The 22,620-nt window shown below is 33.0% G+C and carries 25 protein-coding genes and 1 tRNA gene; 22 read left to right on the top strand and 4 right to left on the bottom strand.

The genetic code is table 11. From position 1 onward, the window contains the following. The first annotated feature begins 1 nt into the window (after nucleotide 1). The 6 genes from JI750_RS06570 to JI750_RS06595 all read left to right on the top strand — a co-directional run bounded on the left by JI750_RS06570 (nucleotide 2) and on the right by JI750_RS06595 (nucleotide 2,957). Complete coding sequence (locus tag JI750_RS06570; protein ID WP_201999484.1) at nucleotides 2-439, top strand: GNAT family N-acetyltransferase; 438 nt, start codon at nucleotides 2-4, stop codon at nucleotides 437-439. After that, entirely contained in the window at nucleotides 439-888 is a 450-nt protein-coding gene (locus JI750_RS06575; RefSeq protein WP_201999485.1) for a GNAT family N-acetyltransferase, read from the top strand. Before JI750_RS06570 ends, JI750_RS06575 begins: the two co-directional genes overlap by 1 nt. A 16-nt stretch (nucleotides 889-904) precedes the next feature. Beyond that, a complete protein-coding gene (locus JI750_RS06580) occupies nucleotides 905-1,645 on the top strand; it encodes a LytTR family DNA-binding domain-containing protein (RefSeq protein WP_201999486.1) in 741 nt (246 codons plus the stop codon). Nucleotides 1,646-1,747: 102 nt separating this feature from the next. Then, nucleotides 1,748-2,308 (top strand): hypothetical protein, encoded by a 561-nt coding sequence (locus tag JI750_RS06585; protein WP_201999487.1) that lies wholly within the window; start codon nucleotides 1,748-1,750, stop codon nucleotides 2,306-2,308. 36 nt (nucleotides 2,309-2,344) lie between these two features. Next, nucleotides 2,345-2,716: a hypothetical protein gene (locus tag JI750_RS06590; protein ID WP_201999488.1), complete on the top strand. Its 372-nt coding sequence runs from the start codon at nucleotides 2,345-2,347 to the stop codon at nucleotides 2,714-2,716. A 58-nt stretch (nucleotides 2,717-2,774) separates the two neighbouring features. Then, nucleotides 2,775-2,957 carry a hypothetical protein gene (locus JI750_RS06595; protein WP_201999489.1) on the top strand — a complete coding sequence of 61 codons (183 nt, stop codon included), beginning with the start codon at nucleotides 2,775-2,777 and terminating at the stop codon, nucleotides 2,955-2,957. Nucleotides 2,958-3,198: 241 nt separating this feature from the next. Here JI750_RS06595 and JI750_RS06600 read toward each other — a convergent pair whose 3' ends face one another. Continuing rightward, on the bottom strand, nucleotides 3,199-4,560 hold the full coding sequence (locus tag JI750_RS06600; protein ID WP_201999490.1) for a hydroxymethylglutaryl-CoA synthase family protein: 1,362 nt from the start codon (nucleotides 4,558-4,560) through the stop codon (nucleotides 3,199-3,201). A 356-nt stretch (nucleotides 4,561-4,916) separates the two neighbouring features. On the opposite strand from JI750_RS06600, the gene JI750_RS06605 reads away from it, so the two are divergent. The 5 genes from JI750_RS06605 (at nucleotide 4,917) to JI750_RS06625 (ending at nucleotide 10,227) form a co-directional block, all read left to right on the top strand. Next, nucleotides 4,917-5,582, top strand: a complete 666-nt coding sequence (locus tag JI750_RS06605; RefSeq protein WP_201999491.1) for a succinate dehydrogenase cytochrome b subunit — start codon at nucleotides 4,917-4,919, stop codon at nucleotides 5,580-5,582. Nucleotides 5,583-5,593: 11 nt separating this feature from the next. Further along, nucleotides 5,594-7,594: a fumarate reductase/succinate dehydrogenase flavoprotein subunit gene (locus JI750_RS06610; protein WP_201999492.1), complete on the top strand. Its 2,001-nt coding sequence runs from the start codon at nucleotides 5,594-5,596 to the stop codon at nucleotides 7,592-7,594. Nucleotides 7,595-7,689: 95 nt separating this feature from the next. Beyond that, entirely contained in the window at nucleotides 7,690-8,436 is a 747-nt protein-coding gene (locus tag JI750_RS06615; RefSeq protein WP_111365707.1) for a succinate dehydrogenase/fumarate reductase iron-sulfur subunit, read from the top strand. Between the two features lie 210 nt (nucleotides 8,437-8,646). Further along, nucleotides 8,647-9,423, top strand: coding sequence for a DeoR/GlpR family DNA-binding transcription regulator (locus JI750_RS06620; protein WP_201999493.1), 777 nt, complete (start codon nucleotides 8,647-8,649; stop codon nucleotides 9,421-9,423). A gap of 36 nt (nucleotides 9,424-9,459) precedes the next feature. After that, nucleotides 9,460-10,227, top strand: a complete 768-nt coding sequence (locus JI750_RS06625) for an amidohydrolase (protein ID WP_201999494.1) — start codon at nucleotides 9,460-9,462, stop codon at nucleotides 10,225-10,227. Here JI750_RS06625 and JI750_RS06630 read toward each other — a convergent pair. Then, on the bottom strand, nucleotides 10,224-11,912 hold the full coding sequence (locus tag JI750_RS06630) for an Ig-like domain-containing domain (RefSeq protein ID WP_201999495.1): 1,689 nt from the start codon (nucleotides 11,910-11,912) through the stop codon (nucleotides 10,224-10,226). The genes JI750_RS06625 and JI750_RS06630 overlap by 4 nt on opposite strands. Before the next feature lie 202 nt (nucleotides 11,913-12,114). Here JI750_RS06630 and JI750_RS06635 point away from each other — a divergent pair, with 202 nt between their 5' ends. The 5 genes from JI750_RS06635 (at nucleotide 12,115) to JI750_RS06655 (ending at nucleotide 16,616) form a co-directional block, all read left to right on the top strand. Continuing rightward, nucleotides 12,115-13,080 (top strand): hypothetical protein, encoded by a 966-nt coding sequence (locus JI750_RS06635; RefSeq protein ID WP_201999496.1) that lies wholly within the window; start codon nucleotides 12,115-12,117, stop codon nucleotides 13,078-13,080. Then, nucleotides 13,040-15,400 (top strand): hypothetical protein, encoded by a 2,361-nt coding sequence (locus JI750_RS06640; protein ID WP_201999497.1) that lies wholly within the window; start codon nucleotides 13,040-13,042, stop codon nucleotides 15,398-15,400. Before JI750_RS06635 ends, JI750_RS06640 begins: the two co-directional genes overlap by 41 nt. A 10-nt stretch (nucleotides 15,401-15,410) precedes the next feature. Next, the gene (mce, locus tag JI750_RS06645; RefSeq protein ID WP_201999498.1) at nucleotides 15,411-15,815 is read left to right on the top strand and encodes a methylmalonyl-CoA epimerase; all 405 of its coding nucleotides are present in this window, start codon (nucleotides 15,411-15,413) and stop codon (nucleotides 15,813-15,815) included. 148 nt (nucleotides 15,816-15,963) lie between these two features. Further along, nucleotides 15,964-16,037: transfer RNA gene (locus JI750_RS06650), tRNA-Ile, on the top strand. Between the two features lie 159 nt (nucleotides 16,038-16,196). Further along, nucleotides 16,197-16,616: a very short patch repair endonuclease gene (locus tag JI750_RS06655; protein ID WP_201999499.1), complete on the top strand. Its 420-nt coding sequence runs from the start codon at nucleotides 16,197-16,199 to the stop codon at nucleotides 16,614-16,616. Here the strand turns inward: JI750_RS06655 and dcm are convergent. Beyond that, a complete protein-coding gene (dcm, locus tag JI750_RS06660; RefSeq protein WP_201999500.1) occupies nucleotides 16,613-17,599 on the bottom strand; it encodes a DNA (cytosine-5-)-methyltransferase in 987 nt (328 codons plus the stop codon). The genes JI750_RS06655 and dcm overlap by 4 nt on opposite strands. A 452-nt stretch (nucleotides 17,600-18,051) precedes the next feature. On the opposite strand from dcm, the gene JI750_RS06665 reads away from it, so the two are divergent. Then, nucleotides 18,052-18,324, top strand: a complete 273-nt coding sequence (locus tag JI750_RS06665) for a hypothetical protein (protein WP_201999501.1) — start codon at nucleotides 18,052-18,054, stop codon at nucleotides 18,322-18,324. A gap of 33 nt (nucleotides 18,325-18,357) precedes the next feature. Here the strand turns inward: JI750_RS06665 and JI750_RS06670 are convergent, their stop codons facing one another. Continuing rightward, entirely contained in the window at nucleotides 18,358-18,948 is a 591-nt protein-coding gene (locus tag JI750_RS06670; protein ID WP_201999502.1) for a riboflavin synthase, read from the bottom strand. 57 nt (nucleotides 18,949-19,005) lie between these two features. Between JI750_RS06670 and pdxA the strand changes: the two genes are divergently transcribed. The 5 genes from pdxA (at nucleotide 19,006) to accB (ending at nucleotide 22,590) form a co-directional block, all read left to right on the top strand. Beyond that, nucleotides 19,006-20,055: a 4-hydroxythreonine-4-phosphate dehydrogenase PdxA gene (pdxA, locus tag JI750_RS06675; protein WP_201999503.1), complete on the top strand. Its 1,050-nt coding sequence runs from the start codon at nucleotides 19,006-19,008 to the stop codon at nucleotides 20,053-20,055. 105 nt (nucleotides 20,056-20,160) lie between these two features. Further along, nucleotides 20,161-20,703, top strand: a complete 543-nt coding sequence (locus tag JI750_RS06680; protein WP_201999504.1) for a YceD family protein — start codon at nucleotides 20,161-20,163, stop codon at nucleotides 20,701-20,703. A gap of 9 nt (nucleotides 20,704-20,712) precedes the next feature. Further along, nucleotides 20,713-20,907 carry a 50S ribosomal protein L32 gene (rpmF, locus tag JI750_RS06685; protein ID WP_008465217.1) on the top strand — a complete coding sequence of 65 codons (195 nt, stop codon included), beginning with the start codon at nucleotides 20,713-20,715 and terminating at the stop codon, nucleotides 20,905-20,907. A 175-nt stretch (nucleotides 20,908-21,082) separates the two neighbouring features. Continuing rightward, entirely contained in the window at nucleotides 21,083-22,081 is a 999-nt protein-coding gene (locus JI750_RS06690) for a beta-ketoacyl-ACP synthase III (RefSeq protein ID WP_201999505.1), read from the top strand. A gap of 23 nt (nucleotides 22,082-22,104) precedes the next feature. After that, nucleotides 22,105-22,590, top strand: a complete 486-nt coding sequence (accB, locus tag JI750_RS06695; protein ID WP_095928350.1) for an acetyl-CoA carboxylase biotin carboxyl carrier protein — start codon at nucleotides 22,105-22,107, stop codon at nucleotides 22,588-22,590. Nucleotides 22,591-22,620: the final 30 nt, after the last annotated feature.

Genomic DNA, 22,620 nt, shown 5'->3' on the forward strand with positions numbered 1-22,620 from the left:
TATGAGTCTAAAAGCAAAAATCAGAAAAATAGAACCCAAAGACCTAGATTTCGTCTATAAAACAATATGCGAACTCGAAAACGAAGTTTTAGATTTTAAGGTTTTCGAAATGATATTTAATGAAAATATTTCAAACCCCAGAAACCTATATTTGATTGTCGAAAATGAAACAGAAGGTTTAGGATTTATTAGTTTTCATACCCAAAACCTTTTACATCATTGCGGATTGGTGGGTGAAGTTCAGGAGTTTTTCATTCATCAAAAATACCGTGGTCAAGGCGTTGGAAGATTATTGATAAATGAGATTTTAGATTTTGCTGAACAAAATAATTTAAAAAGCATCGAAGTAACGACAAATAAAAAACGAGTAGAAAACGTGGCAATTTATGAGAATCTTGGTTTTACTTTAAGCCACAATAAGTTTACGATTTATAAGTAATGACAGTAGAAAAAGCTAATATAGCCGATAACGAAATCCTAACTTCAATAACCAAGAAGTCAAAAGCGTATTGGGGATATTCTGTAGAGCAAATCCAAAAATGGGAAAAAAATCTAACCATTTCTCAAGATTATATTAGAGATCATAGCGTTTTTAAATTGGTTTATAATGATTTAATTATTGGTTATTATTCTTATGTTTTTAAAAATGAAAAAGTAATAGAACTCGATAATTTATTTGTCTTGCCCGAACATATTGGAAAAGGATTTGGAAAGTATTTAGTTCTCGATTTCTTAAACCGAATTAAAGAAACTGGAATCAAAAAAATAACACTCGACTCTGAACCGCATGCTGAGAATTTTTATTCTAAAATGGGATTTGTGAAAGTTGGTGAATTTGAAACTTCTATAAAAAACCGTTTCATGCCTATTATGGAAATGAAACTTTAAAAATTAAATCGAAAAAGTGAAACAGCTAAACATTTCTATAAAACACAATCTAATTGTCGGTTTGCTGATTGGGTTATGGCTTTTCATTTTTGCTTTCATCATAAAACCATTTGACGATGGAACTATAAATTTCAGAGCGTGGTTTTTAATCAGTTTTGGTTTTAGTATAATGGCATTTTTGTGTTATGGTCTTTTAGCTTTTAGTCAAAAAAACTTTTACGAAAGAATAGGGAAGTGGAATATCGGTTTAGAAATAATAGCCATTTTTCTGTTTCATTTATTCTACTTAATTGGTGTTTTTACTTTTTATAAAAGTCCAATTTTAAACGGTGGCTATACTTTTTTTGAATTCTTTTCGATAATCTTTATAAAAGTGGCGCTGATTTTAACTCCTGTAATTATTCTCTCAAGAAGATATTTAATCAAGTTAATTCCGATAAAAGATGATGTTTTAGTATTTAAAGGAGAAAACAGATTTGACATTCTAAAAATCAACAAAGCCGATTTAGTATGTATTTCGAATGCACAGAATTATGTTGAGATTTTTTATATCGAAAATGATAAACTCCATTCGAAACTTATTCGATCTTCTCTCAAAAAAGTTCAGGAAGATTTCCATTTTTTGGTACAAATTCATCGTTCACATTTAATAAATCCGTCGCATTTTAAATCTTGGCGGAATGCAAATACAATTATTTTAACTCAAATAGAACTTCCAGTTTCTAGAAATTATAAAGATGTATTATTGGCATTGTAAATTTCATACCTAAAACAATACGTTTCGTACCTAAGTCAATAAAATAGGATTTTTAGGTAAATTTTCGTTCTAGTTTTGCTTCATCAATTTTTAAAACAAATTATGAAAACAGAACGTTTTTGCACGATCGGATTGGTATTTTTTCTTACCAGTTATTTATTCTTTTCTAACATTTTGCCAAGTTTTAATACGTCGATAGATTTTGGGCATTGGTTTAATTTAATTGGGGCTTGTTTTTTGTTGTCTTTTAATGATGTTTTTCCAAAAACGAAGATTAATAAAGTTGCTTCTGTTTTGACAACTTTGGGTGTTATTGCACATATCGGACTATGTACGATCGATTTTATAATGTCAAGTTACGGAAACAACGAAATCGAAAAAGCTGAATTAAGTCAGCATATCAGTAATTCACCATTGATTTTTTATCCATTTATAGCTGTTGGCCCATCCTTGCTTTTTCTTGGTTTAGCATTTCATGCATTCACTTTTATAAAAACGGAAACAGTTAAGTCTTTAATGGTAATTGTGGGAGCAGTTGCTGTAGGATTTTCTTTTTTTGCTTTGAAAAATGGAATTTTGATGCTTTTGAGCTGTCTGGTTTTTGTTTTGGGATTAGGACTGTTGCTTTATAAACAGGAAGAAGAGAAATTGTTACAAGAATAAAATTCGTATTTTAGTTCCATAATCAAACTCAAAAGATTGAAAAAATATATAAAATATCTCATTGCTCTATTTCTGACATTTGTCGTGATTGTGGGCGATGGTGCTTTATACTCTCAATCTAAATCGGCAGAATATTACCAATCTTCCTTTGTAATTTTAAGAAGAGAATCAAATCTTAAAAGTTCTCGTTTATATAAATTTGGACAAGTTGTTTCTTTTGAAAAAATAAGATTTTCAATTGTTTTGGATTTTCTTAAAACCGAAAATGTTTTTACTTTTCAAATTAAAGAGCTTTTTAAACTGCTAAATCAGCTTCATCAAAATCTAACTTCATTTATAAATCAATCGGTTTTTATAAATGAAATCATTATTTCAAAACATTTAAATAAAAGTTTATACAACGCTTAAGAAAATTTATTTCTAAGCATAGATGATCAATAATGTCTAATCATTTATCATTTTCAAAATGTATAAACAAAATAAAAATTCTTGTTTGGAGCAATCTAAACGACCGCTTCTTCATTGGATAAAAAGAAAATTCATAATCATAATAACCGCTTTTATGCTAGGCATGGCAAACGGAATGCATACCGAAGATACCCGAATTAAAGGAAATCAGAATTATACTGAACAGCATAAAAAGGATTGATTTTTTGTTGTTTAACCGCAAAGCACGCTAAGTTTTTCTGATATGCATCGCGTTGTAAAAACGCAAAGTTCGCAAAGCTTGGTGTGTATAAGCGGTATGAAATATTTGCGAACCTTGCGTAATCCTTTGCGAACCTTGCGTAATCCTTTGCGGACTTTGCGGTTAAACTTTAAAAGCATAAAAAAAACCGAAGCATTTGCTTCGGTTTTTATTGGAATTTGGGATTTCAAAAAATTGGAATTTAATCCACCCATTTATAATATCTCGCCCCAATCAAAACAGGAATTTCTTTTTCGATTCTGTCTAAAACCCATTCGTTTTTCGGAGTTCTTACGCTTTGTTTTTGTTCTTTTTTATGAAGGCTTTCGTAAGTATTGAAATCAATTTCTACGCTTTCGGTTAAGTTTTCGAAAAGTTTTACATTTTCTAAAGCTGATTTCCATTCTGGTTGAATCGTCCCTTCAAAAACTTTCGATTTCGATCCGCTTCCGTAAGCTAAGAAACCGAATTTAGTTCCAGCTACTTCTTTGTTTGTATCATAGAAATGAGCTAAAGTCGATAGTAATCCCATAAAAATAGAACCAGTGTAAAGATTTCCAATTAAAGAAGAAGCCAATTCTGCAGGCTGTAATTTCTCGGTTACAAAACTTCTGTAATTTTCAGATTTTGCCACTTCTTTAATTTTCGTCTGATAATCTGCTGGAGAAATATCATCGGCGATAATTTTTTCGGCACTGTCTAAAGCGTAAATTTCAGACAACATTCTTCTTCCTTGGAAAGAATATGGTAGGTGCATCACGATACTATGCCAAGTGTTATATAATGTCTCGTATGTATTTTTTAATTTTTTGAATGAAAAGTAAGCATTTCGCGTACGATCCATATAACATTGATTTGAATATTGTCCGTCAAAAACTGGTTGATCTTTGTGGATTTCAATTTCAGCTTCTAAATTATCAAACCAAGAATCGTTGTTTGCATTTTTTGTGATTTCTTCTTTAGAAATAGTTCTGTACGGTTTAAAGAAATCGAAAACACCTTTTGTACTCGTCGCCCAATTGTCATCAAAAGCAATGATTTTCGGATTTGCGGTAATTAACATTGCAACAGCTCCGGCGCCTTGGGTATATTCTCCGCCAGAGTTTAAATCGTATTTTGCAAAATCAGAAGTAACTACGATTGCTTTTTTAGTTGGATTCAGTTTTACGAAATCTAAACAGTTTTGCATCGCATCAACTCCACCGATACAAGCAAAAGTAAAGTCAACAACATCACATTCTGCTAAAGAATCTTCCCCAAATTTCTGCTCCATTAAACTAATTAAATAAGAAGCGATTGGTTTAGAACTGTCAATACCGCTTTCGGTACCAACATAGATTCGGCTTATTTCGTTTAGGTTTATTTTATTGTCTGTGATAAGTTTTGTTAAAGCATTTGCTCCAAAAACTACAGCGTCTTGGTGGACGTCTGGAAAGGTCATTTTTAGTAATCCAAGACCTTTTTCTAATTTTTCTGGTTCAATATTTCTAGCAATTGCCAAAGTTTTTATGGGTAAATGTATGTTTGCTACATCGAAAGAAATAGCATCAATTCCTGTTTTCATTCTTATTTTTTTGAGCCGCTAAAGGTAAAACTATGTTACGGAATGACAATTTTTTACTTAGACAAAATTTCTGCTCAACAACACTTTTGAAGAAAATAAATCAAAACTTTGAATAAAATAACAATATGATAAATTTTTGGTAATCTACTTAGAATTGAATTTCTCTGCTATCACTTAAAAAGCAGTATTTTGAAATTTGCTATAGTGAATTATTTTTTAGCAGCTTTGATTTTGTACGTAAAAATACGTAGAAGAAGGCTATTTTAAAATCATTATAAATAAGAGCGAAATGGTTGTAGTTCTTTTGTAATTGAATTATTTTTGTGTAATTTTTTAAAACAAACTACTTAACACTTATGGCACAATCTGCACTATTGAATGCTTCCATCTTAAAGAAAGTAGCTATGGCTCTTTCGGGAATATTCTTAATCACGTTTTTAGCGCTGCATGTTTCCTTAAATTTTATTTCTATTATTAGTGAAGACGTTTTCAACGAAGCTTCTCACTTTATGGGATACAATCCGCTGATTCAGTATGTAATGCAGCCAATTTTGGCATTTGGAGTAATTTTCCACTTCGTAATGGGATTTATTCTTACGGCTCAAAACAGCGCGGCACGACCAATCGCATACGCTAAATACAACGGAGCTGCAAACGCTTCTTGGAGTTCTAGAAATATGATTATTTCTGGATTGGTTATTTTAGCTTTCTTAGGATTGCACTTTTATGATTTCTGGTTTCCTGAAGTTAGCTATAAATATATAGCAGGTACAGCACCAGATGCTACAAGGTATTATGGTGAGTTAGTTCACAAATTTCACGACCCAATTCGTACGGCATTGTACTGCGTGTCATTTATCCTTTTAGGATTCCACTTGTGGCATGGGTTTGCATCTTCTCTTCAATCTGTAGGGATGCACAACAAGTACTCTAGATTTTTATCAAAAGTAGGTTACTGGTTCGCAGTTATAGTTCCAGCGCTTTTTGTGATTATCGCTTTATTTCATCATTTCAATAATTAATATCAATTATAATGGCATTAGATTCAAAAATTCCAAATGGTCCTATAGCGGACAAATGGACAAATTATAAAGATCATATTAATTTAGTAAACCCTGCTAACAAACGTAATCTTGATATTATTGTAGTTGGTACAGGTTTAGCTGGAGGTTCGGCTGCGGCTACTTTAGCGGAGTTAGGATATAACGTAAAAGCATTTTGCTTCCAAGATTCTCCACGTCGTGCGCACTCTATTGCAGCACAAGGGGGTATCAACGCAGCAAAAAACTATAAAGGTGACGGTGACTCGATTTACAGATTGTTTTACGATACTGTAAAAGGTGGTGATTACCGTGCTCGTGAGGCAAACGTTTATCGTTTGGCTGAAGTTTCTGGTAATATTATTGACCAATGTGTGGCTCAAGGGGTGCCATTGGCTCGTGAATATGGCGGACTTTTAGATAACCGTTCTTTTGGAGGAACTTTGGTTTCTCGTACATTTTATGCACAAGGACAAACTGGACAACAATTATTGTTAGGAGCTTATTCTGCAATGAACCGTCAAATTGGTCGTGGAAAAATTAAAATGTATAACCGTCACGAAATGCTTGACATTGTAATCGTGAACGGAAAAGCGAGAGGTATTATCGCTCGTGACTTAATTACAGGAAAAATAGAAAGACATTCTGCTCACGCGGTAGTAGTTGGTTCTGGAGGATACGGAAACGTATTTTTCCTTTCAACAAATGCTATGGGAAGTAACGCAACAGCAGCTTGGAAAATTCATAAAAAAGGAGCATTTTTCGCAAATCCTTGCTACACACAAATTCACCCAACATGTATTCCGGTTTCAGGAGATCACCAGTCTAAATTGACTTTGATGTCTGAGTCTTTACGTAATGATGGTCGTATTTGGGTACCAAAAAACCTTGAGGATGCAAAAGCTATCCGTGAAGGAAAGAAAAAAGCAACAGATTTATCTGAAGACGAAAGAGATTATTTCTTAGAGAGAAGATATCCTGCTTTTGGTAACTTAGTACCTCGTGACGTTGCGTCTCGTGCAGCTAAAGAAAGATGTGATGCTGGTTTTGGAGTTAACAAAACGGGTGAAGCAGTTTACTTAGATTTTGCAGCAGCTATCAAACGTTACGGAACTGAAGATGCTTATGTAAAAGGTTTAGATGATAAAGATGCTGCTTTGGTAACTAAATTAGGAGCTGCAATCGTGAAAAGTAAATACGGAAACTTATTCCAGATGTATTACAAAATCGTCGACGAAGATCCTTATACAACACCAATGATGATTTACCCAGCAGTTCACTACACAATGGGTGGAACTTGGGTTGATTATAACTTGATGACTACAATACCTGGATGTTTCTCTATTGGAGAGTCTAACTTCTCTGACCACGGAGCAAACAGACTTGGAGCTTCTGCTTTAATGCAAGGTTTAGCTGACGGATATTTCGTATTGCCTTATACTATCGGAGATTATTTAGCTCCAGATATTAAAATGGGTGAAATTTCTACAGATTTACCAGAATTCGTTGAAGCTGAAAAAGCGGTTGTAGATCAAATCAATAAATTTATCAATAACAACGGTAAACATTCTGTAGATTATTTCCATAAAAAATTGGGAAAAATTATGTGGAATAAAGTAGGTATGGCTCGTAACGCTAAAGGTTTAACTGAAGCGATCGAAGAAATTGCTGCTTTACGTGAAGAGTTTTATAAAGATGTAAAAGTTCCTGGAGGCGCTTACGAATTTAATCAGGAATTAGAAAAAGCAACTCGTGTTGCCGATTTCTTAGAATTAGGAGAATTGTTCGCGAAAGATGCTTTACACCGTAACGAATCTTGTGGAGGTCACTTCCGTGAGGAATACCAAACAGAAGAAGGAGAAGCACTTCGTGACGATGAAAACTTTGCATACGTTGCAGCTTGGGAATACAAAGGAAAACCAAGTGATGCAGTATTACACAAAGAACCTCTTAATTACGAAAACATTAAATTAGTTCAAAGAAGTTATAAATAAGAATTTGGTCGAAAGCCCAAAGTCTTAAAGTCAAAAGGCAAAAAGTGCCAAGCGACTTTCGACTTTCGACTTTATGACTTTCAAACGAAAAAGGTATGAAACTTACATTAAAAATATGGCGTCAAAAAAACGCTCAAGATAAAGGAGGGATTGTAGAATATCCTATCGATGGAATCGAGCCAGATATGTCTTTCCTTGAAATGTTAGACGTTCTTAACGAAGGTTTAATCAATAAAGGAGAAGAGCCTGTAGCATTTGATCACGATTGTCGTGAGGGAATCTGCGGAATGTGTTCTTTATTCATCAATGGTGAAGCACACGGACCAGATAGAGGTGTTACAACTTGTCAGTTACATATGCGTATGTTTAAAGATGGCGATACAATTTTTATTGAGCCATTTAGAGCAAAAGCTTTCCCTGTAATTAAAGATTTAGTTGTAGATAGAAGTTCTTTTGACAGAATTCAACACGCTGGAGGATTTATCTCTGTAAATACTTCAGGAAATACAATCGACGCGAATACTATTCCAGTTCCAAAAGACGATGCAGATAAATCATTTGATGCTGCTGCTTGTATTGGTTGTGGAGCTTGTGTTGCAACTTGTAAAAACTCTTCAGCAATGTTATTCGTTGCGGCAAAAGTTTCTCAATATGCATTATTACCACAAGGTAAAGTTGAGGCAACGGATCGTGTTTTACACATGGTTCACCAAATGGATTTAGAAGGTTTCGGTAACTGTACAAATACAGGTGCTTGCGAAATTGAATGTCCAAAAGGAATTTCGCTTGAAAATATCGCACGTATGAACCGTGAGTATTTAGCAGCAAGCTTAAAAGGATAATACACAATTTAGTATATTTGAAAAAACGCATTCATTAATTTGGATGCGTTTTTTTGTTGGTTTTTACTTTGGGTAATTACGTAAGGTCTTTTTTTATGAATTCTTTCTTTAAAGGAATGTAATGAGCTTATGAAATCCCTTTTTCAAGTTTAACTACTTCGTAAGCTACATTTAAATTCATATTTTTGTAATTAGAAAAAAACAATTGGCATGAGTACTGAAAATGAAGTTTTAAATTACAGCAAAGAAGAACGTAAAAATCATATTCTAAAAGAGATCAATTTGCACACGCGTGTAAGTTTTGAAACTCTTTCGGCTAAACTTGGTGTTTCCGAAGATACGGTTCGTCGTGATATTAATGAACTTGATGCTGATTCGCTTTTAATTAAAGTGAAAGGAGGAGCGATGACAAAAGGATATCACTATTCTTCATCTAATCAGACTTATGCTGTCGAAGCGAAACAAGTTATCGCGCAGAAAGCTGTTGGACTTCTTCATGACGGAATGGTTTTAATTGTTGATGGAGGAACAACGATTCGTGAATTTATCCGATTAATTCCAAACGATCTTAATTTAACTGTTTTTACTATTACAGCTTTAACGGCGGTTCAGCTTTTAGATAAGCCAAATATTAAAACAATCATGATTGGCGGAAGCATCTCTTCTTATAGTCAGATGTGTGTGAGCGGAGAAGCTTTTCATCAATTGGCCAATATAAAAGCCGATCTTTTGGTTTTAGGAACAAATGCTTTAGACGTAGATGGCGGTTATTCTGATTCTGATTGGGAAACAGTTCAAGTAAAAAAAGCGATGATTCAGGCTTCTAAAAAAACAGCAGTATTAACTATTACAGAAAAATTAAATACTGTTCTTAAAATGAAAATTGCCAATCTGTCTGAGGTAAGTTATGTGATTACCGAAGAAGAACCAAATCACGAAAAATTGCAGCCATATAAAAGTGCTGTTCCAAGTTTGATTGTGATTTAATTAATTTGTTTTTGACTTTCATATCTCTATAAAAAAATGAAAATCGCTTTAATCCAAACCGATCTTTTTTGGCAAGACGCCAGTAAAAACCGAGAAAATTTCGATTCAAAAATCAATGAAATTCAGTCGGAAGTAAATTTAATTGTGCTTCCTGAAATGTTTTCCACAGGATTTACCATGAATGCTTCTGAGGTTGCTGAAACGATGCAAGAAGAAACGGTTGAATGGATGAAATTGAAAGCAAAACAAAAAAATGCTGCGATAACAGGAAGTGTTGTTATTGTAGAAAACGGGAAATATTATAACCGAATGTTGTTTGTTTTTCCGTCAGGCGAAATACAATATTACGATAAGCGCCATTCCTTTTCTTTAGCAGGTGAAGACAAAGTGTATACGCGCGGAAACCGAAAAGTTATTGTTGATTATCTGGGTTGGAAAATATGCCTTCAGATTTGTTACGATTTAAGATTTCCGGTTTTTGCTCGAAATGTAGAAAACTACGACCTTATTTTATATGTTGCTAATTGGCCAAAAGTGCGCACAAATGCTTGGGATGCTTTGCTAAAAGCTCGAGCAATAGAAAATCTTTCGTATGTAGTTGGGGTAAATAGAATTGGTAATGATGCTCACGATTACGAGCATATTGGCCATTCACAAGCAATAGATTTTTTAGGGAATCATATTTTAGAGCCCCAAGAAAAAAATGGTGTCTTTGCCATAGAATTGGACAAAAACACCATGTATGAAACGCGTAAAAAATTAAACTTTTTAAGCGATAGAGATCAGTTTGAGATTAAGCTTTAGAACGCTTTTCGTTTCTTTTCTGCCTCTTTTTTCTTTTTATCGTCTTGTTTTTTCTCGACTTCCGGATTAAACGGAATACTCAGGTCAATTGTTTCGTTTCGATCCCAATTGGCACGGACATCAAATTCTTCTTGATTGTAAAAAACTTCTTCGGAATATCTCTTTTCTAAGAAATTACCAGTGTCATACTGTTTGTTTTTATTATCATCGTAAATAATGCGGACAGTAAAGACGTCAGGTTGGAGTAAATTAAATTCTAATGTAGTTGCTCCTTCAGAATATGCTTCAGCCAAAACAACATCTCCTTTTTTATTAGTCAATTCGACAATTATAGGAAAGCGTTTTACATTTTTTAGTGTCAATATAATATTTCCGTAATCGGCATATTCTTTTGTGCTTAGTTTGTACGATAAGGTATCGTTTGTTTTTTCATAAAAATCGGTCAAAGCACCTGGCAAGAAAGTAAAACTGTATTTATCTAAAGGTTCTTTTTTGAAATCAAAATAAAGTTTTTGATCAAATTCGTCATATTCTGTTGTGTAAGGAACAGCGACAGAATCTTTATTTACCAATCTAATTTTAGAATTATCAAATTTAACCAATGGTGTTTCGGTTTCTAATGTAAAACGCTCTCTAAAGTTAATCTGGCCATTTTGAACGGCTTTAATATTTAGAGTATCTTTTTTTAAAGCTTTAATTTTAAAAGAAAATCGCTTCTTGTAATCTCCTTTTTCAACTTCCATTGATAACGAATCGGCTTTTACTGGTTTATACCAAACTTGAAGCGAATCTTTTTTAGGGAATTGCGTTATAATAGTTTCTAGAACTTCATTGCCGTTTTTAAGTACAACTTTTGGTTTTGAGTTTTTGAAATTCTGTTTTCCGTCGTATGGTAGATACAAACGATTTCCAGAAGCTTGAATTGGTTTGAAAGCTTTTAATGGCAATGTTTCTTTAAATAGTTCTAACTCATAAACAGTGTCAGTCGGAATTGTAATATAGTTTTTCAAAAATCCGATTTTATCATCTTTCGGATTAAACTTATTATTTGATCCTTTGTCTTTTAATGCCACCAAAAGATATTTTCCTTCTTTTAAGTTTTCAAACTGAAAAGTTCTCATGCTGTCCAGAGTATTTGTAATGTAACGTGGAAATTCTTTATAAATGGTAGAATCTTTAAATTTATCATTTACTTCGTATAACATTACAGAAACAAAATTTTCAACATATTTCCCATAAGAATCTTTTATTTTTCCGTTCAATTTAAGCGAATCAATGTGTGATCCTGTTGAGAAAATATATTTGAACTGATTTAGGGCATTTCCTTCGTTGTTATCCTGAATTGCCTGTCCAAAATTTAAACTATAAGTTGTGTTTGGCAGTAAAGTATCTCGAAGTTCAATCTTTATAAATTTGCTAACACTCTGAGGCGTGATTATTGGCTCATTTTTTAAAGGAGGAGAAATAATCAGCTGTTTGTTGGTGTTTTTGAGTTTGATATATTCGTCAAAGTTTAAAGTAATAGTGTTTCCTTTAAAATCGGTTGTGAAGTTTTTAGGAAAACTCGATACCAAAACAGGAGGTAATGTGTCTTTTAAACCGCCGGTAATACTGCCCCTTTTAGCGCAGCTTATCATTGATATTAGAATTACAAATGCAATGTATTTTAAAGTGTTTTTCAACATAACGGTTTTTCAATTTGATTGCACAAAATAACGATTATATTTGCTTTAATTGAAATTTTTTATCCATTTATTAGGATTTATAACTTTTGTAAATCTTCAAAAATTTAGTGTTTAAAACGTCATAATTTCTTACTTTTGAATTAAAATGTAATTTCCTTAAGTTTTGTTCAAGCGATTTTTCCCAGTTTTGTTTCTCTTTTTAATGCTGTCGTGCACAAAAAGTGAAAAGCCCGTAATCTCCTTTTATTACTGGAAAACAACCTTCAAGTTTTCTGAAAGAGAAAAAGAAGCATTAAAAGAAAACAATGTTCAAAAACTCTATGTAAGGTATTTTGATATTGGACTTCATCCAGAATCTAATTTTCCAATCCCGATTAGTCCAATTCGATTTGAAGAAAATCCAAAGGAATATGCTATTGTTCCAGTTGTTTTTATTCAGAACAAAGTTATGCTCCAGCCTCATCTTGATGTAAACGATCTGGCTCAAAAAACGTTTGATTTTATAGAACAAATCAATTCTAAAAATAAAATTGTGTGTCAAGAAATTCAAATAGATTGTGATTGGACATTAAAAAGCAAAGAGAATTATTTGAAATTTATAGAGGTTTTTAAAAAGCTTTCGAAGAAGAAACTTTCAGCGACTATTCGATTGCACCAAGTGAAGTATTTCAAAAAAACAAAAATCCCAAATGTCGATTCTGGAGTTTTGATGTATTACAATATGGGATCGATTGCACCCGATTCTCTCAGTTCTATTTACGATAAGAAAGTGGCAGAACGATATCTTAAAAGTTTAAAAAGATATCCATTGCACTTAGATTTTGCTTTTCCGATCTATTCGTGGGGAGTTCATATTAGAAATAATAAAGTGATTGGACTTCGTTCTAAAATGAATAGTAGGGCGTTAGAAAAAGATTCCAATTTTGAAAAAACAAGCCCGATTTTTTTCAGAGTGAAACATTCCAATTATAAAAATGGTGTTTTTTATGAAGAAAATGATCTTTTGAAAATGGAGGAAATAAAACCAGAAGATTTAAAAGAAATGGCAGAAGATTTGCAAGATAATCTTGTCGAAAAGCCAAACGAAATTATATTTTACGATTTAGACGAATTCAATTTAAACAATTATGAAAAAAATACTTTTAAGCAGATTATTTCTTGCTTCTAGTGCCGTTTTGCTTTCTGCATTCGGAATTATATATGCCTGTGCAGATGGAGACTGGGATTATTTAGGGTCTTACAATTCAAATTTTACTCCAGAAACTTTTGCAGACAAATCGTATTCGCCTTTGTTTTTATCGGGTGGAATTTTTTACGGAATCGGTTTTGACACCCAACATAATTCTCGTTTTAATAAAAATATAAAATCAGATTGGGCAGATTATTTAAAAGGAAAAGTCGACACAACAACAGTTAATTATTTTTTGATTGGTGATGAAAAGCCTAGATATTATTCTGATGAAAAGAATGCAATCAAAAATAAAGAAGAAATAGAAGGTTTGCATGTTTATTATAAAACAAAAAAAGAAAATAAAAGCACGCAAAAATGGGGCAAAAAGCTTAATCTGAAAGATGAAAAAGTAAAAAACTTTGTTGAATTTCTGTATTTGGCTCAAAAAATAGAAACAGTATCTATTGGAGACGATTATTGGAGCTACGATCCTGTTGTGGCAAAAACTTTCAATGATGCCAAAATGATTCAGTCGATAGAAAATGTCTACAATACTTTGTCAGATCCGTTTTTGAAAAACCGATATTGGTTCCTGACCATGAAAGCTCGTTTTTATAGTAATGACAAACAAAAAGCGATTGATTTTTTTAATAAAACCGAAAGTTCTGTTGCCAAGAATACTTTGTATTATCGTGCTTTGGCGTATGTTGCCGGAATTAATTATAAGCAGAAAAAATACGCGACTTCAAATTATTTATATGCGCAAGTATTTGATAAATGTCCAGAATTAAGAGTGGTTACTGCTTATAGCTTCAAACCAAAAAATGAGTCAGATTGGACTAAGGCTTTGGCTTTGGCAAAAGCCAACAAAGAAAAAGCGGCGCTTTGGGCGATTCATGGATATTATAAAGATGAAAAACAAGCAATTGAAAAAATCTACGAACTAGATCCAAAAAGCGAACATTTGAATTATCTTGGAACGAGATTGGTTAATTCGTTAGAGCAAAAAATAAATAATTCGTTTCAGATAGACGGACAAGGAGAAAATCAGAAACCAAAACCGCAGACTGTTGCGGAAAATAAAGTAGAAAATAAAGCAAAAGTAGACAATAGCGCTGTTGATTTGATAGCGAAAATTTCTGCTGCAGGAAATACCGATAAGCCTTATTTGTGGGATATTGCACTTGGATATCTTCAAACGCTAAAAGGCGATTATGCCAATGCAGATAAAAATTACAGCAAAGCTGAAAAAACACTTCCGAAAACAGAATTGGCAGGAATGCAGCTTCGCTTATTGCGTTTTGTGAATAACTTAAGCAAGATTGATAAGCTGACAGATAAAAACGAAAAAACTATTCTGGCTGATTTAAATTGGCTATACACTGAACTTCCTAAAAATTATAAAGGAGACACATTTCGTTATCAGAATGCTTCTTCATGGAGCAGAAGCTATTTGTCACATTTGTATAAAGAACAAGGAAATCAGGTTATGGCTGAGATTTATGGAGAATCCCGCTATAGTTATTGGAACGATGGAAATGCATATTATGACAATGAAAAGAATTTGCTGGCAATAAAAAGCTTTATGGAGAAATCTAATAAAACAGAAATCGAGAAAATTGGTGCAGGAATTTATAGCTTAAAACTGAAAGACATTAATAATTTCCAAGCAATTCAGTCAACTTTCAAAAACAAAATTCCAGAAGCAATTGCATTTATGCAACAAACAGATTCTGTTCAGTATGTTAAATTCTTGGGAAATCCGTTTAACGGAAATATAAAAGATTGCCACGATTGTGAGCATGCAGCATATCAAAAAAGAAAATATACTTACATGGATTTCTTGTCTACAATAAAAGAAATGCAGGATAAACTAGCTCAGAAAGAAGATGTTTATACAAATAGTCTTTTGTTAGGAAATGCGTTTTATAATATTTCTCATTTTGGAAACGGAAGAACTTTTTACGAAATGAGCATTGTGGGTTACGGATCAGGCCCGTATTCATTTAGAGATTCGATGAAAGATATGATTACGAATAACTCGGTTTCTAAAATGTATTATCAGAAAGCTTTTGAAGCAGCTTCGAATAAAGAACAAAAAGCAAAATGTTTGTATCTGATTTCGAAATGCGAACGAAATGACTATTACAATAAAAAATACAATAGCATAAATAGTTATTGGGAAATTCAAGATGATAAAGTTAATTTTATTGCCTGGAACTCGTTCAAAGCTTTAAGAAAAGACTATTCTGACACGAAATATTATCAGGATGTAATTGCAGAATGCGGTTATTTTAGAACATACACGAACCAATAAATTTGTAGCAATGGTAAACAAAATAGAACATATCGGGATTGCAGTAAAAAATATGGATGATGCCAATGTTTTGTTCGAAAAAATGCTGGGTGTTCCGTCTTATAAAATGGAAGCTGTAGAAAGCGAAGGTGTACTAACTTCTTTCTTTCAAACGGGAAATAATAAAATTGAGCTTTTGGTGGCGACAAATCCCGAAAGTCCGATTGCTAAATTTTTGGAGAAAAAAGGAGAAGGAATTCATCACATTGCTTTTGATGTTGATGATATCGAAGCTGAAATTAGCCGTCTAAAAAATGAAGGGTTTGTCTTGATTAACGAAGTTCCGAAGAAAGGTGCCGACAATAAATTGGTCGTTTTTCTGCATCCGAAGAACACAAATGGCGTTTTGGTGGAGCTTTGTCAAGAAATTAAATAAAAAAAATGTCGTTTTAATTTTTGAATAAGATGTTGAAAATCAATTTTGTTCTTTGGTATTAAACAAAAGTTTTAAAATTAAATTAAAATGATGTCTTAAAATATTTGGAGTGAATGAAAAATAGTAGTAATATTGCATCCTCTAAACCGGTCCTATAGCTCAGCTGGTTAGAGCACCTGACTCATAATCAGGTGGTCCCTGGTTCGAGCCCAGGTGGGACCACTCTTTTAGAAACACAAAGCCTTTACAGAAATGTAGAGGCTTTTTTGTTTGCGTCACTTTTTAAAATGTGAAAATTGAAATTTTTACGTTAGAATAATTGAACTCCTATTTCTGTAAAATGCCTTAACTTTATCCGTCCAAAACAAATTTAATCTTCAGATGGATAGATTAACTCCCGAACAGAGGAGGAAAACTATGCAGGCGATAAAAAGCACTGCTACAAAAGGCGAAGTAAGGCTTGCTAAAGCATTATGGAAATTGGGTCACAGATACCGAAAAAACAATAAGAAAGTATTTGGAAGGCCTGATCTTACTTTTGCCAAATATAAAATTGCCATTTTTGTTGATAGCGAATTTTTTCATGGAAAAGATTGGGGAACCGAACAGCTAAGAATTAAAACGAATCGAGAATATTGGATTCCAAAAATTGAAAGGAATATTCAGCGTGACGAAGAGGTCAATGCTTTTCTAATTTCTGAAAACTGGACTGTTTTAAGGTTCTGGAGTAAAGAAATTGAGAAGAATCTAGAGGTTTGTCTAGCAAAAATTGAAGGGACAATTATGCTTTTAAGTATTTAAATTTTTTCAGCTTTTTGCTGTCTAGCTTCTGCTTTCTCAATGCATTTAAATATTTCAGAAGCAAGTCTTTTGATGACAGGCATGCTTACCGAATTTCCAGCTTGTTTATATAAGCTAGAATTTGAAATTTTGGGTAATTTGTAATGATCTGGAAAACCCTGAAAACGAAAACATTCTCTTGGAGTTAATTTTCTAAAGCCAAATTCAGTTGTAATAATTGGGACATTGTGGCCGCCGGTTCCCATATTTGCAGTTAAAGTAGGGCAAACTTCTTTTTTGTTTTCTCGTACGTAATGTCTCCTGAACTGATAAATTCTGTCTTCTCTCACAACCGCTTCTTTCAGTGTGTTATACATGTATTTGTCTTCTGTATAATAGAATTTTTTATCGACTTTTTCTTTTGTGATCAAATCGCTAACCTTTTTTGTTAATTCTTCTTTTTCAGGGAAACTGAATTTGAAGCCTTTTTTAACGAAATCTTTGTCGAAAGCAACCATGAAAATTCGTTCCCGATTATGTGGGATATTTCCAAAATCTTTAGTGTTTAAGATGGCAGAGTCAAATGTATAATTGCGTTTTTTTATTTCGCGCTGAATTACTTTTATTGTGTTTCCTTTGTCGTGCCCTTTTAGGTTTTTGACATTTTCGAGAAATACCACTTTTGGCCGCATTTCGTCAATAAAATCCAATATTTTAAAAAAGTGGTTTCCTCTACTGTCGTTAAAGCCTTTTCTATGGCCCGCAAGAGAAAAGGGCTGGCAAGGGAATCCAGCGGTAAGAATGTCAACTTTATTGAGTTTTCTAACATCAAGTTGCATTACGTCGCTTTCAATAAGAGTGTGTTCAAAATTGTTTCTGTAGGTAACGCAAGCTTTTTTGTCAAACTCATTTGCCCATTCTAATTTAAAACCTGCATTTTCAAATCCTAAGCAAATACCTCCAACACCCGCATATAAACTTCCGACTGTATATTGGTTTTTCATCTGATTAATTGAGGTTGAGGGTAGATTTGGATTTATCGTGTGAAATTTAGTTATTGCAAATATATTAATTTGAGAACATTCTCGTTTATGTAATTACAGTTAGATCCAAACTTCTTTTTTTGACATAAATTGTAGTAAAGGAAATTTAGTCGCAAAGTGTAGAAGTAAAGGTTTTGTTAAAATCAGGAAATTCTTATAAGCTTCAAAGGCTTGTGGATAGTAATAAATAAATGATTTTGCACTCCAGAGCGTTTTGTGAAAAGGATTAAAAGAATCTTAGAAAAAAAATGTTAAAATTTGTCTTGCCTTTTTTCGGTTAAAAGTTGGTTTTGAGCAAAAAACTTATACTTTTGTCCAAGATTTTGGAGATAGAATTTTAATTGTGTGAAATTTCTATCAAAGAATATTTGTCGATAATTATCTAGACTTGCAATTTGCAATAGCTTGAATTTATGAAAAATCTAAAAGCCCCATTTTTAGTAATTGCCTTATTTTTGAATGTTTTATTAGTATCTGCGGAAACTTCTTCGCATCCGCCTACTCCAAGTGCAAGTACTGCCAGAAGTATGGCTACAACGGCTGAGGGAGAAGAGTGTCCTCCATTGTATCCTGACTGTGATGATGCTTTTCCAATAAATCAAAATATTATGTTTCTAGTAATCGGTGGTTTGGCTTTAGGTCTTACTGTAATATATAAAAATGAAATAAAAAAAGCTTCAATTTAAATTGAAGCTTTTTTTATGGGAAAGTCTAAAGGATTATTTGTTTATCGAATAAAGTCTAGAGATGTATTTTCCAACTACATCAAATTCAAGATTGATTTTTGTTCCAACTTTGAAATCTTTAAAATTAGTGTGCTCATAAGTGTACGGGATAATTGAAACACTAAATTCATTTGTTTTAGAATTTACAACTGTAAGACTAACTCCATTTACTGTAATAGAGCCTTTTTCGATTGTTATATTGTTTTGGTTTTTGTCATACTCAAAAGTGTAATTCCAGCTTCCGTTTGCTTCTTCAATTTTGATGCAAGTTCCAGTTTGATCTACGTGACCTTGTACAATATGCCCGTCTAAACGATCGCCGAGTTTCATTCCTCTTTCCAAATTAACAATATCGCCAGTTTTCCAATCGCCGATGTTGGTTTTTAAAATCGTTTCGTCTATTGCGGTTACGGTATAAAGAGAATCTTTGATAGCTACTACTGTAAGGCATATTCCGTTGTGCGAAACGCTTTGGTCTATTTTTAATTCGTTAGTTATTGATGAGTCAACTGTTATATGAAGATTGTTTTGATCTTTTTTGATTTCGTGAACCTTGCCGAGTGTTTCTATAATTCCTGTGAACATTGTGGTTTTATTTTACTAAATTTGCACATCAAAATTAGTAATAAATAAACTGAGCTCATGAATAAAAAAGCAGAAAATATAATTGTTGGAATTTCAGTAGGAGATTTAAACGGTATTGGAAGCGAAGTTATACTGAAAACATTCGAAGATTCTCGTATGTTGGAATTGTGTACGCCGGTTATTTTTGCAAATGCTAAAATTCTTTCTTTTGTTAGAAAAAGTTTTACATCAACAGTTCAATTTCACGGAGTTGATAAATTGGATCAGGTTATTCCTGGAAAAGTAAACGTTCTAAATCTTTGGAGGGAAGGTGTTGATATAAACTTTGGAGTAAATGATCCGAAAATAGGAGAGTATGCAATTAAATCTTTTACAGCAGCAACAAAAGCTTTGAAAGATGGTGAGATTGATGTTCTAGTAACAGCTCCTATTAATAAATATAATATACAATCTGAAGATTTTAAATTTCCGGGCCACACCGATTATTTGAATCAGGAATTAGAGGGCGATGCACTTATGATGATGGTTCAAGATAATTTGCGAGTAGGTTTAATTACAGATCATGTTCCTTTAAACGAAGTTGCTTCTCATTTAACAGAAGAATTAATTACTAAAAAAATTGAAACTATTAAAAAATCTCTAGTTCAGGATTTTAGTATCGTAAAGCCGAAAATTGCAGTTTTAGGACTTAATCCCCATGCTGGTGATGGCGGTGTAATTGGAAAAGAAGATGATTTAGTTTTAAAGCCAACATTAAAGAAAATATTTGATTCTGGGACAATGGCTTTTGGTCCATTTCCTGCAGATGGTTTTTTTGGAAGCGGTCATTATGAAAAATATGATGCTATTGTAGCGATGTATCACGATCAAGGATTGATTCCGTTTAAAACACTTTCTTTTGGAAAAGGAGTGAATTACACAGCAGGTTTGGATAAGGTTAGAACCTCTCCAGATCACGGTACAGCTTATGATATAGCAGGAAAAGACATGGCAGATTACAATTCGTTTAAAGAAGCAGTCTATCTTGCGATCGATATTTTTCGCTCGCGTAATCAGTATGAGGAGATTAGCCAAAAACCTCTTAAAATAAAAGAAAAACAGTTATAAACAAAAAAAGGTGAATAAGATTATTAGATTTGTAATAATTTTATATCTTTGCACCCCAATTCAGATATCTAGTTTTAGAATCGAATTGATCAAATTGATGTTGAAATGAGCAAAACAAAAGAATTTTTAATTCCTTTCGTAGGATTAAAACTAGGAAAACACCATTTTGAGTATCAAATAAATAACACGTTCTTTAAGAACTTTGAGTACGATGAGTTTCAAAGTTCAGATATTAAAGTCAATTTACTTTTCGATAAGAAAAGTAATATGTTAGAGTTAGAATTCAAACACAAAGGAACGGTAAACGTGCCTTGTGATCTGACAGGCGAGGATTTTGATTTACCTATAAAAGGGAAAATGAAACTGATTGTTCGCTTTGGAGACGAATTTAATGATGATAATGAAGAGTTGTTGATTTTACCACATGGTGAACATGAAGTAGATATTGCACAATATATTTATGAAATGATTGCACTTTCTGTTCCGCAGAAAAGAATTCACCCAGGTGTTAAAGATGGAAGTCTGCAAACAGAAGCTTTAACAAAACTAAATGAATTAAGTGTAAAAGAACAAAAAGAAGAGAGTAACAAAGAAGAAGATATTGACCCGCGTTGGGAAAAATTAAAGAAACTATTAACGGATAAATAATATAGTAAAATGGCACATCCTAAGAGAAAAACCTCGAAAACAAGAAGAGATAAGAGAAGAACACATTACAAAGCTACTGTAGCTCAAATCGCTACATGTCCTATTACAGGTGAGGCGCATTTATACCACAGAGCTTACTGGCATGAAGGTAAAATGTACTACAGAGGGCAAGTTGTTATCGATAAATCTGAAGCGGTTGCTTAATACGTTTTTGTAAATTATACTAGAACTCTCACATAGTGAGAGTTTTTTTTGTTGGTTATAATTTTCGTTTTTTAGGAAAATATAGACAAATTCGTTACGTTTTTTTTTGTAATTTTCGGGTCTTTTAAAAATTTTTCAAATTATCATTAATTTGAAAGGAAAATAATAGAATATAATGAATACAATCACAGCCGCAATTACCGCTGTTGGAGCTTATGTTCCTGACTTCGTTCTTTCGAACCAAGTACTAGAAACAATGGTTGATACCAATGATGAGTGGATTACCGCTCGAACAGGAATTAAAGAAAGAAGAATTCTTAAAGATGCTGATAAAGGTACATCGTATCTTGCGATACAAGCAGCAAAGGATTTGATTGCAAAAGCAAATATTGATCCGCTTGAGATTGATATGATTATAATGGCAACTGCAACACCAGACATGATGGTAGCTTCTACAGGAGTATATGTTGCAACAGAAATTGGAGCAACAAATGCATTTTCATACGATTTGCAGGCAGCATGTTCAAGTTTCTTGTACGGAATGTCAACTGCTGCAGCTTATGTTCAGTCTAGACGTTACAAAAAAGTACTTTTAATTGGTGCCGATAAAATGTCATCAATTGTAGATTATACAGATAGAGCAACTTGTATTATTTTTGGAGATGGAGCTGGTGCAGTTCTTTTCGAACCAAATTACGAAGGTCTAGGTTTGCAGGATGAGTATTTAAGAAGTGACGGTGTTGGTCGTGATTTTCTTAAAATTCCTGCTGGAGGTTCTTTAATTCCGCCTAGTGAAGATACTGTAAAAAATAGACAGCACAATATTATGCAAGACGGTAAAACTGTTTTCAAATATGCTGTAACTAATATGGCAGATGCTAGCGAATTGATTTTGCAAAGAAATAATTTGACAAATCAAGACGTTGACTGGTTAGTGCCACACCAAGCTAATAAACGTATTATTGATGCTACTGCAGGAAGATTAGAATTGGATGATTCTAAAGTTCTGGTAAATATCGAAAGATACGGTAATACTACTTCTGGAACTTTACCATTAGTATTAGCTGATTTTGAAGATAAGCTTAAAAAGGGAGATAACATTATCTTTGCCGCTTTTGGTGGTGGATTCACTTGGGGATCTATCTATTTAAAATGGGCTTACGATAAAAAATAAATTAAAACTAAAAACGAATCATTATGGATTTAAAAGAAATTCAAAACCTAATCAAATTTGTTGCAAATTCGGGCGTTGCAGAAGTGAAGTTAGAAATGGATGATGTAAAAATCACGATCAGAACAACTTTAGAAACAAATGTAACTGAAGCAACTTACGTACAGCAATTACCTGCTCAGGCAGCTTTACCTCAAGCTGCAGTTCCACAAGTTACAGCTCCAACGGTTGTAAGTGTAACTCCAGAAGCACCAGCTGCTAACGATTCTAAATATATTACTATAAAATCTCCAATTATTGGAACATTCTATAGAAAACCATCTCCAGACAAACCTGTTTTCACTGAAGTTGGAAGCACTGTATCTAAAGGTGATGTTCTTTGCGTAATTGAAGCAATGAAATTATTCAACGAAATCGAATCTGAAGTTTCTGGTAAAATTGTAAAAATTCTTGTAGACGATATGTCTCCAGTAGAATTTGATCAACCTTTATTCTTAGTAGATCCATCATAATTTTTAAAAATTCCAATAGAGAAATCACAA

Origin of the sequence: Flavobacterium tagetis (assembly GCF_016735615.1) — a bacterium.
GTDB lineage: Bacteria > Bacteroidota > Bacteroidia > Flavobacteriales > Flavobacteriaceae > Flavobacterium > Flavobacterium tagetis.

Coding starts and splice junctions, on each gene's coding strand:
- JI750_RS06585 (WP_201999487.1), top strand. CDS start 1,748: ATGAAAACAGAACGTTTTTGCACGATCGGATTGGTATTTTTTCTTACC.
- JI750_RS06620 (WP_201999493.1), top strand. CDS start 8,647: ATGAGTACTGAAAATGAAGTTTTAAATTACAGCAAAGAAGAACGTAAA.
- JI750_RS06635 (WP_201999496.1), top strand. CDS start 12,115: ATGCTGTCGTGCACAAAAAGTGAAAAGCCCGTAATCTCCTTTTATTAC.
- JI750_RS06630 (WP_201999495.1), bottom strand. CDS start 11,912: ATGTTGAAAAACACTTTAAAATACATTGCATTTGTAATTCTAATATCA.
- JI750_RS06615 (WP_111365707.1), top strand. CDS start 7,690: ATGAAACTTACATTAAAAATATGGCGTCAAAAAAACGCTCAAGATAAA.
- JI750_RS06575 (WP_201999485.1), top strand. CDS start 439: ATGACAGTAGAAAAAGCTAATATAGCCGATAACGAAATCCTAACTTCA.
- JI750_RS06610 (WP_201999492.1), top strand. CDS start 5,594: ATGGCATTAGATTCAAAAATTCCAAATGGTCCTATAGCGGACAAATGG.
- JI750_RS06680 (WP_201999504.1), top strand. CDS start 20,161: ATGAGCAAAACAAAAGAATTTTTAATTCCTTTCGTAGGATTAAAACTA.
- JI750_RS06690 (WP_201999505.1), top strand. CDS start 21,083: ATGAATACAATCACAGCCGCAATTACCGCTGTTGGAGCTTATGTTCCT.
- rpmF (WP_008465217.1), top strand. CDS start 20,713: ATGGCACATCCTAAGAGAAAAACCTCGAAAACAAGAAGAGATAAGAGA.
- JI750_RS06595 (WP_201999489.1), top strand. CDS start 2,775: ATGTATAAACAAAATAAAAATTCTTGTTTGGAGCAATCTAAACGACCG.
- mce (WP_201999498.1), top strand. CDS start 15,411: ATGGTAAACAAAATAGAACATATCGGGATTGCAGTAAAAAATATGGAT.
- JI750_RS06625 (WP_201999494.1), top strand. CDS start 9,460: ATGAAAATCGCTTTAATCCAAACCGATCTTTTTTGGCAAGACGCCAGT.
- pdxA (WP_201999503.1), top strand. CDS start 19,006: ATGAATAAAAAAGCAGAAAATATAATTGTTGGAATTTCAGTAGGAGAT.
- JI750_RS06640 (WP_201999497.1), top strand. CDS start 13,040: ATGAAAAAAATACTTTTAAGCAGATTATTTCTTGCTTCTAGTGCCGTT.
- JI750_RS06600 (WP_201999490.1), bottom strand. CDS start 4,560: ATGAAAACAGGAATTGATGCTATTTCTTTCGATGTAGCAAACATACAT.
- JI750_RS06570 (WP_201999484.1), top strand. CDS start 2: ATGAGTCTAAAAGCAAAAATCAGAAAAATAGAACCCAAAGACCTAGAT.
- dcm (WP_201999500.1), bottom strand. CDS start 17,599: ATGAAAAACCAATATACAGTCGGAAGTTTATATGCGGGTGTTGGAGGT.
- accB (WP_095928350.1), top strand. CDS start 22,105: ATGGATTTAAAAGAAATTCAAAACCTAATCAAATTTGTTGCAAATTCG.
- JI750_RS06670 (WP_201999502.1), bottom strand. CDS start 18,948: ATGTTCACAGGAATTATAGAAACACTCGGCAAGGTTCACGAAATCAAA.
- JI750_RS06605 (WP_201999491.1), top strand. CDS start 4,917: ATGGCACAATCTGCACTATTGAATGCTTCCATCTTAAAGAAAGTAGCT.
- JI750_RS06665 (WP_201999501.1), top strand. CDS start 18,052: ATGAAAAATCTAAAAGCCCCATTTTTAGTAATTGCCTTATTTTTGAAT.
- JI750_RS06655 (WP_201999499.1), top strand. CDS start 16,197: ATGGATAGATTAACTCCCGAACAGAGGAGGAAAACTATGCAGGCGATA.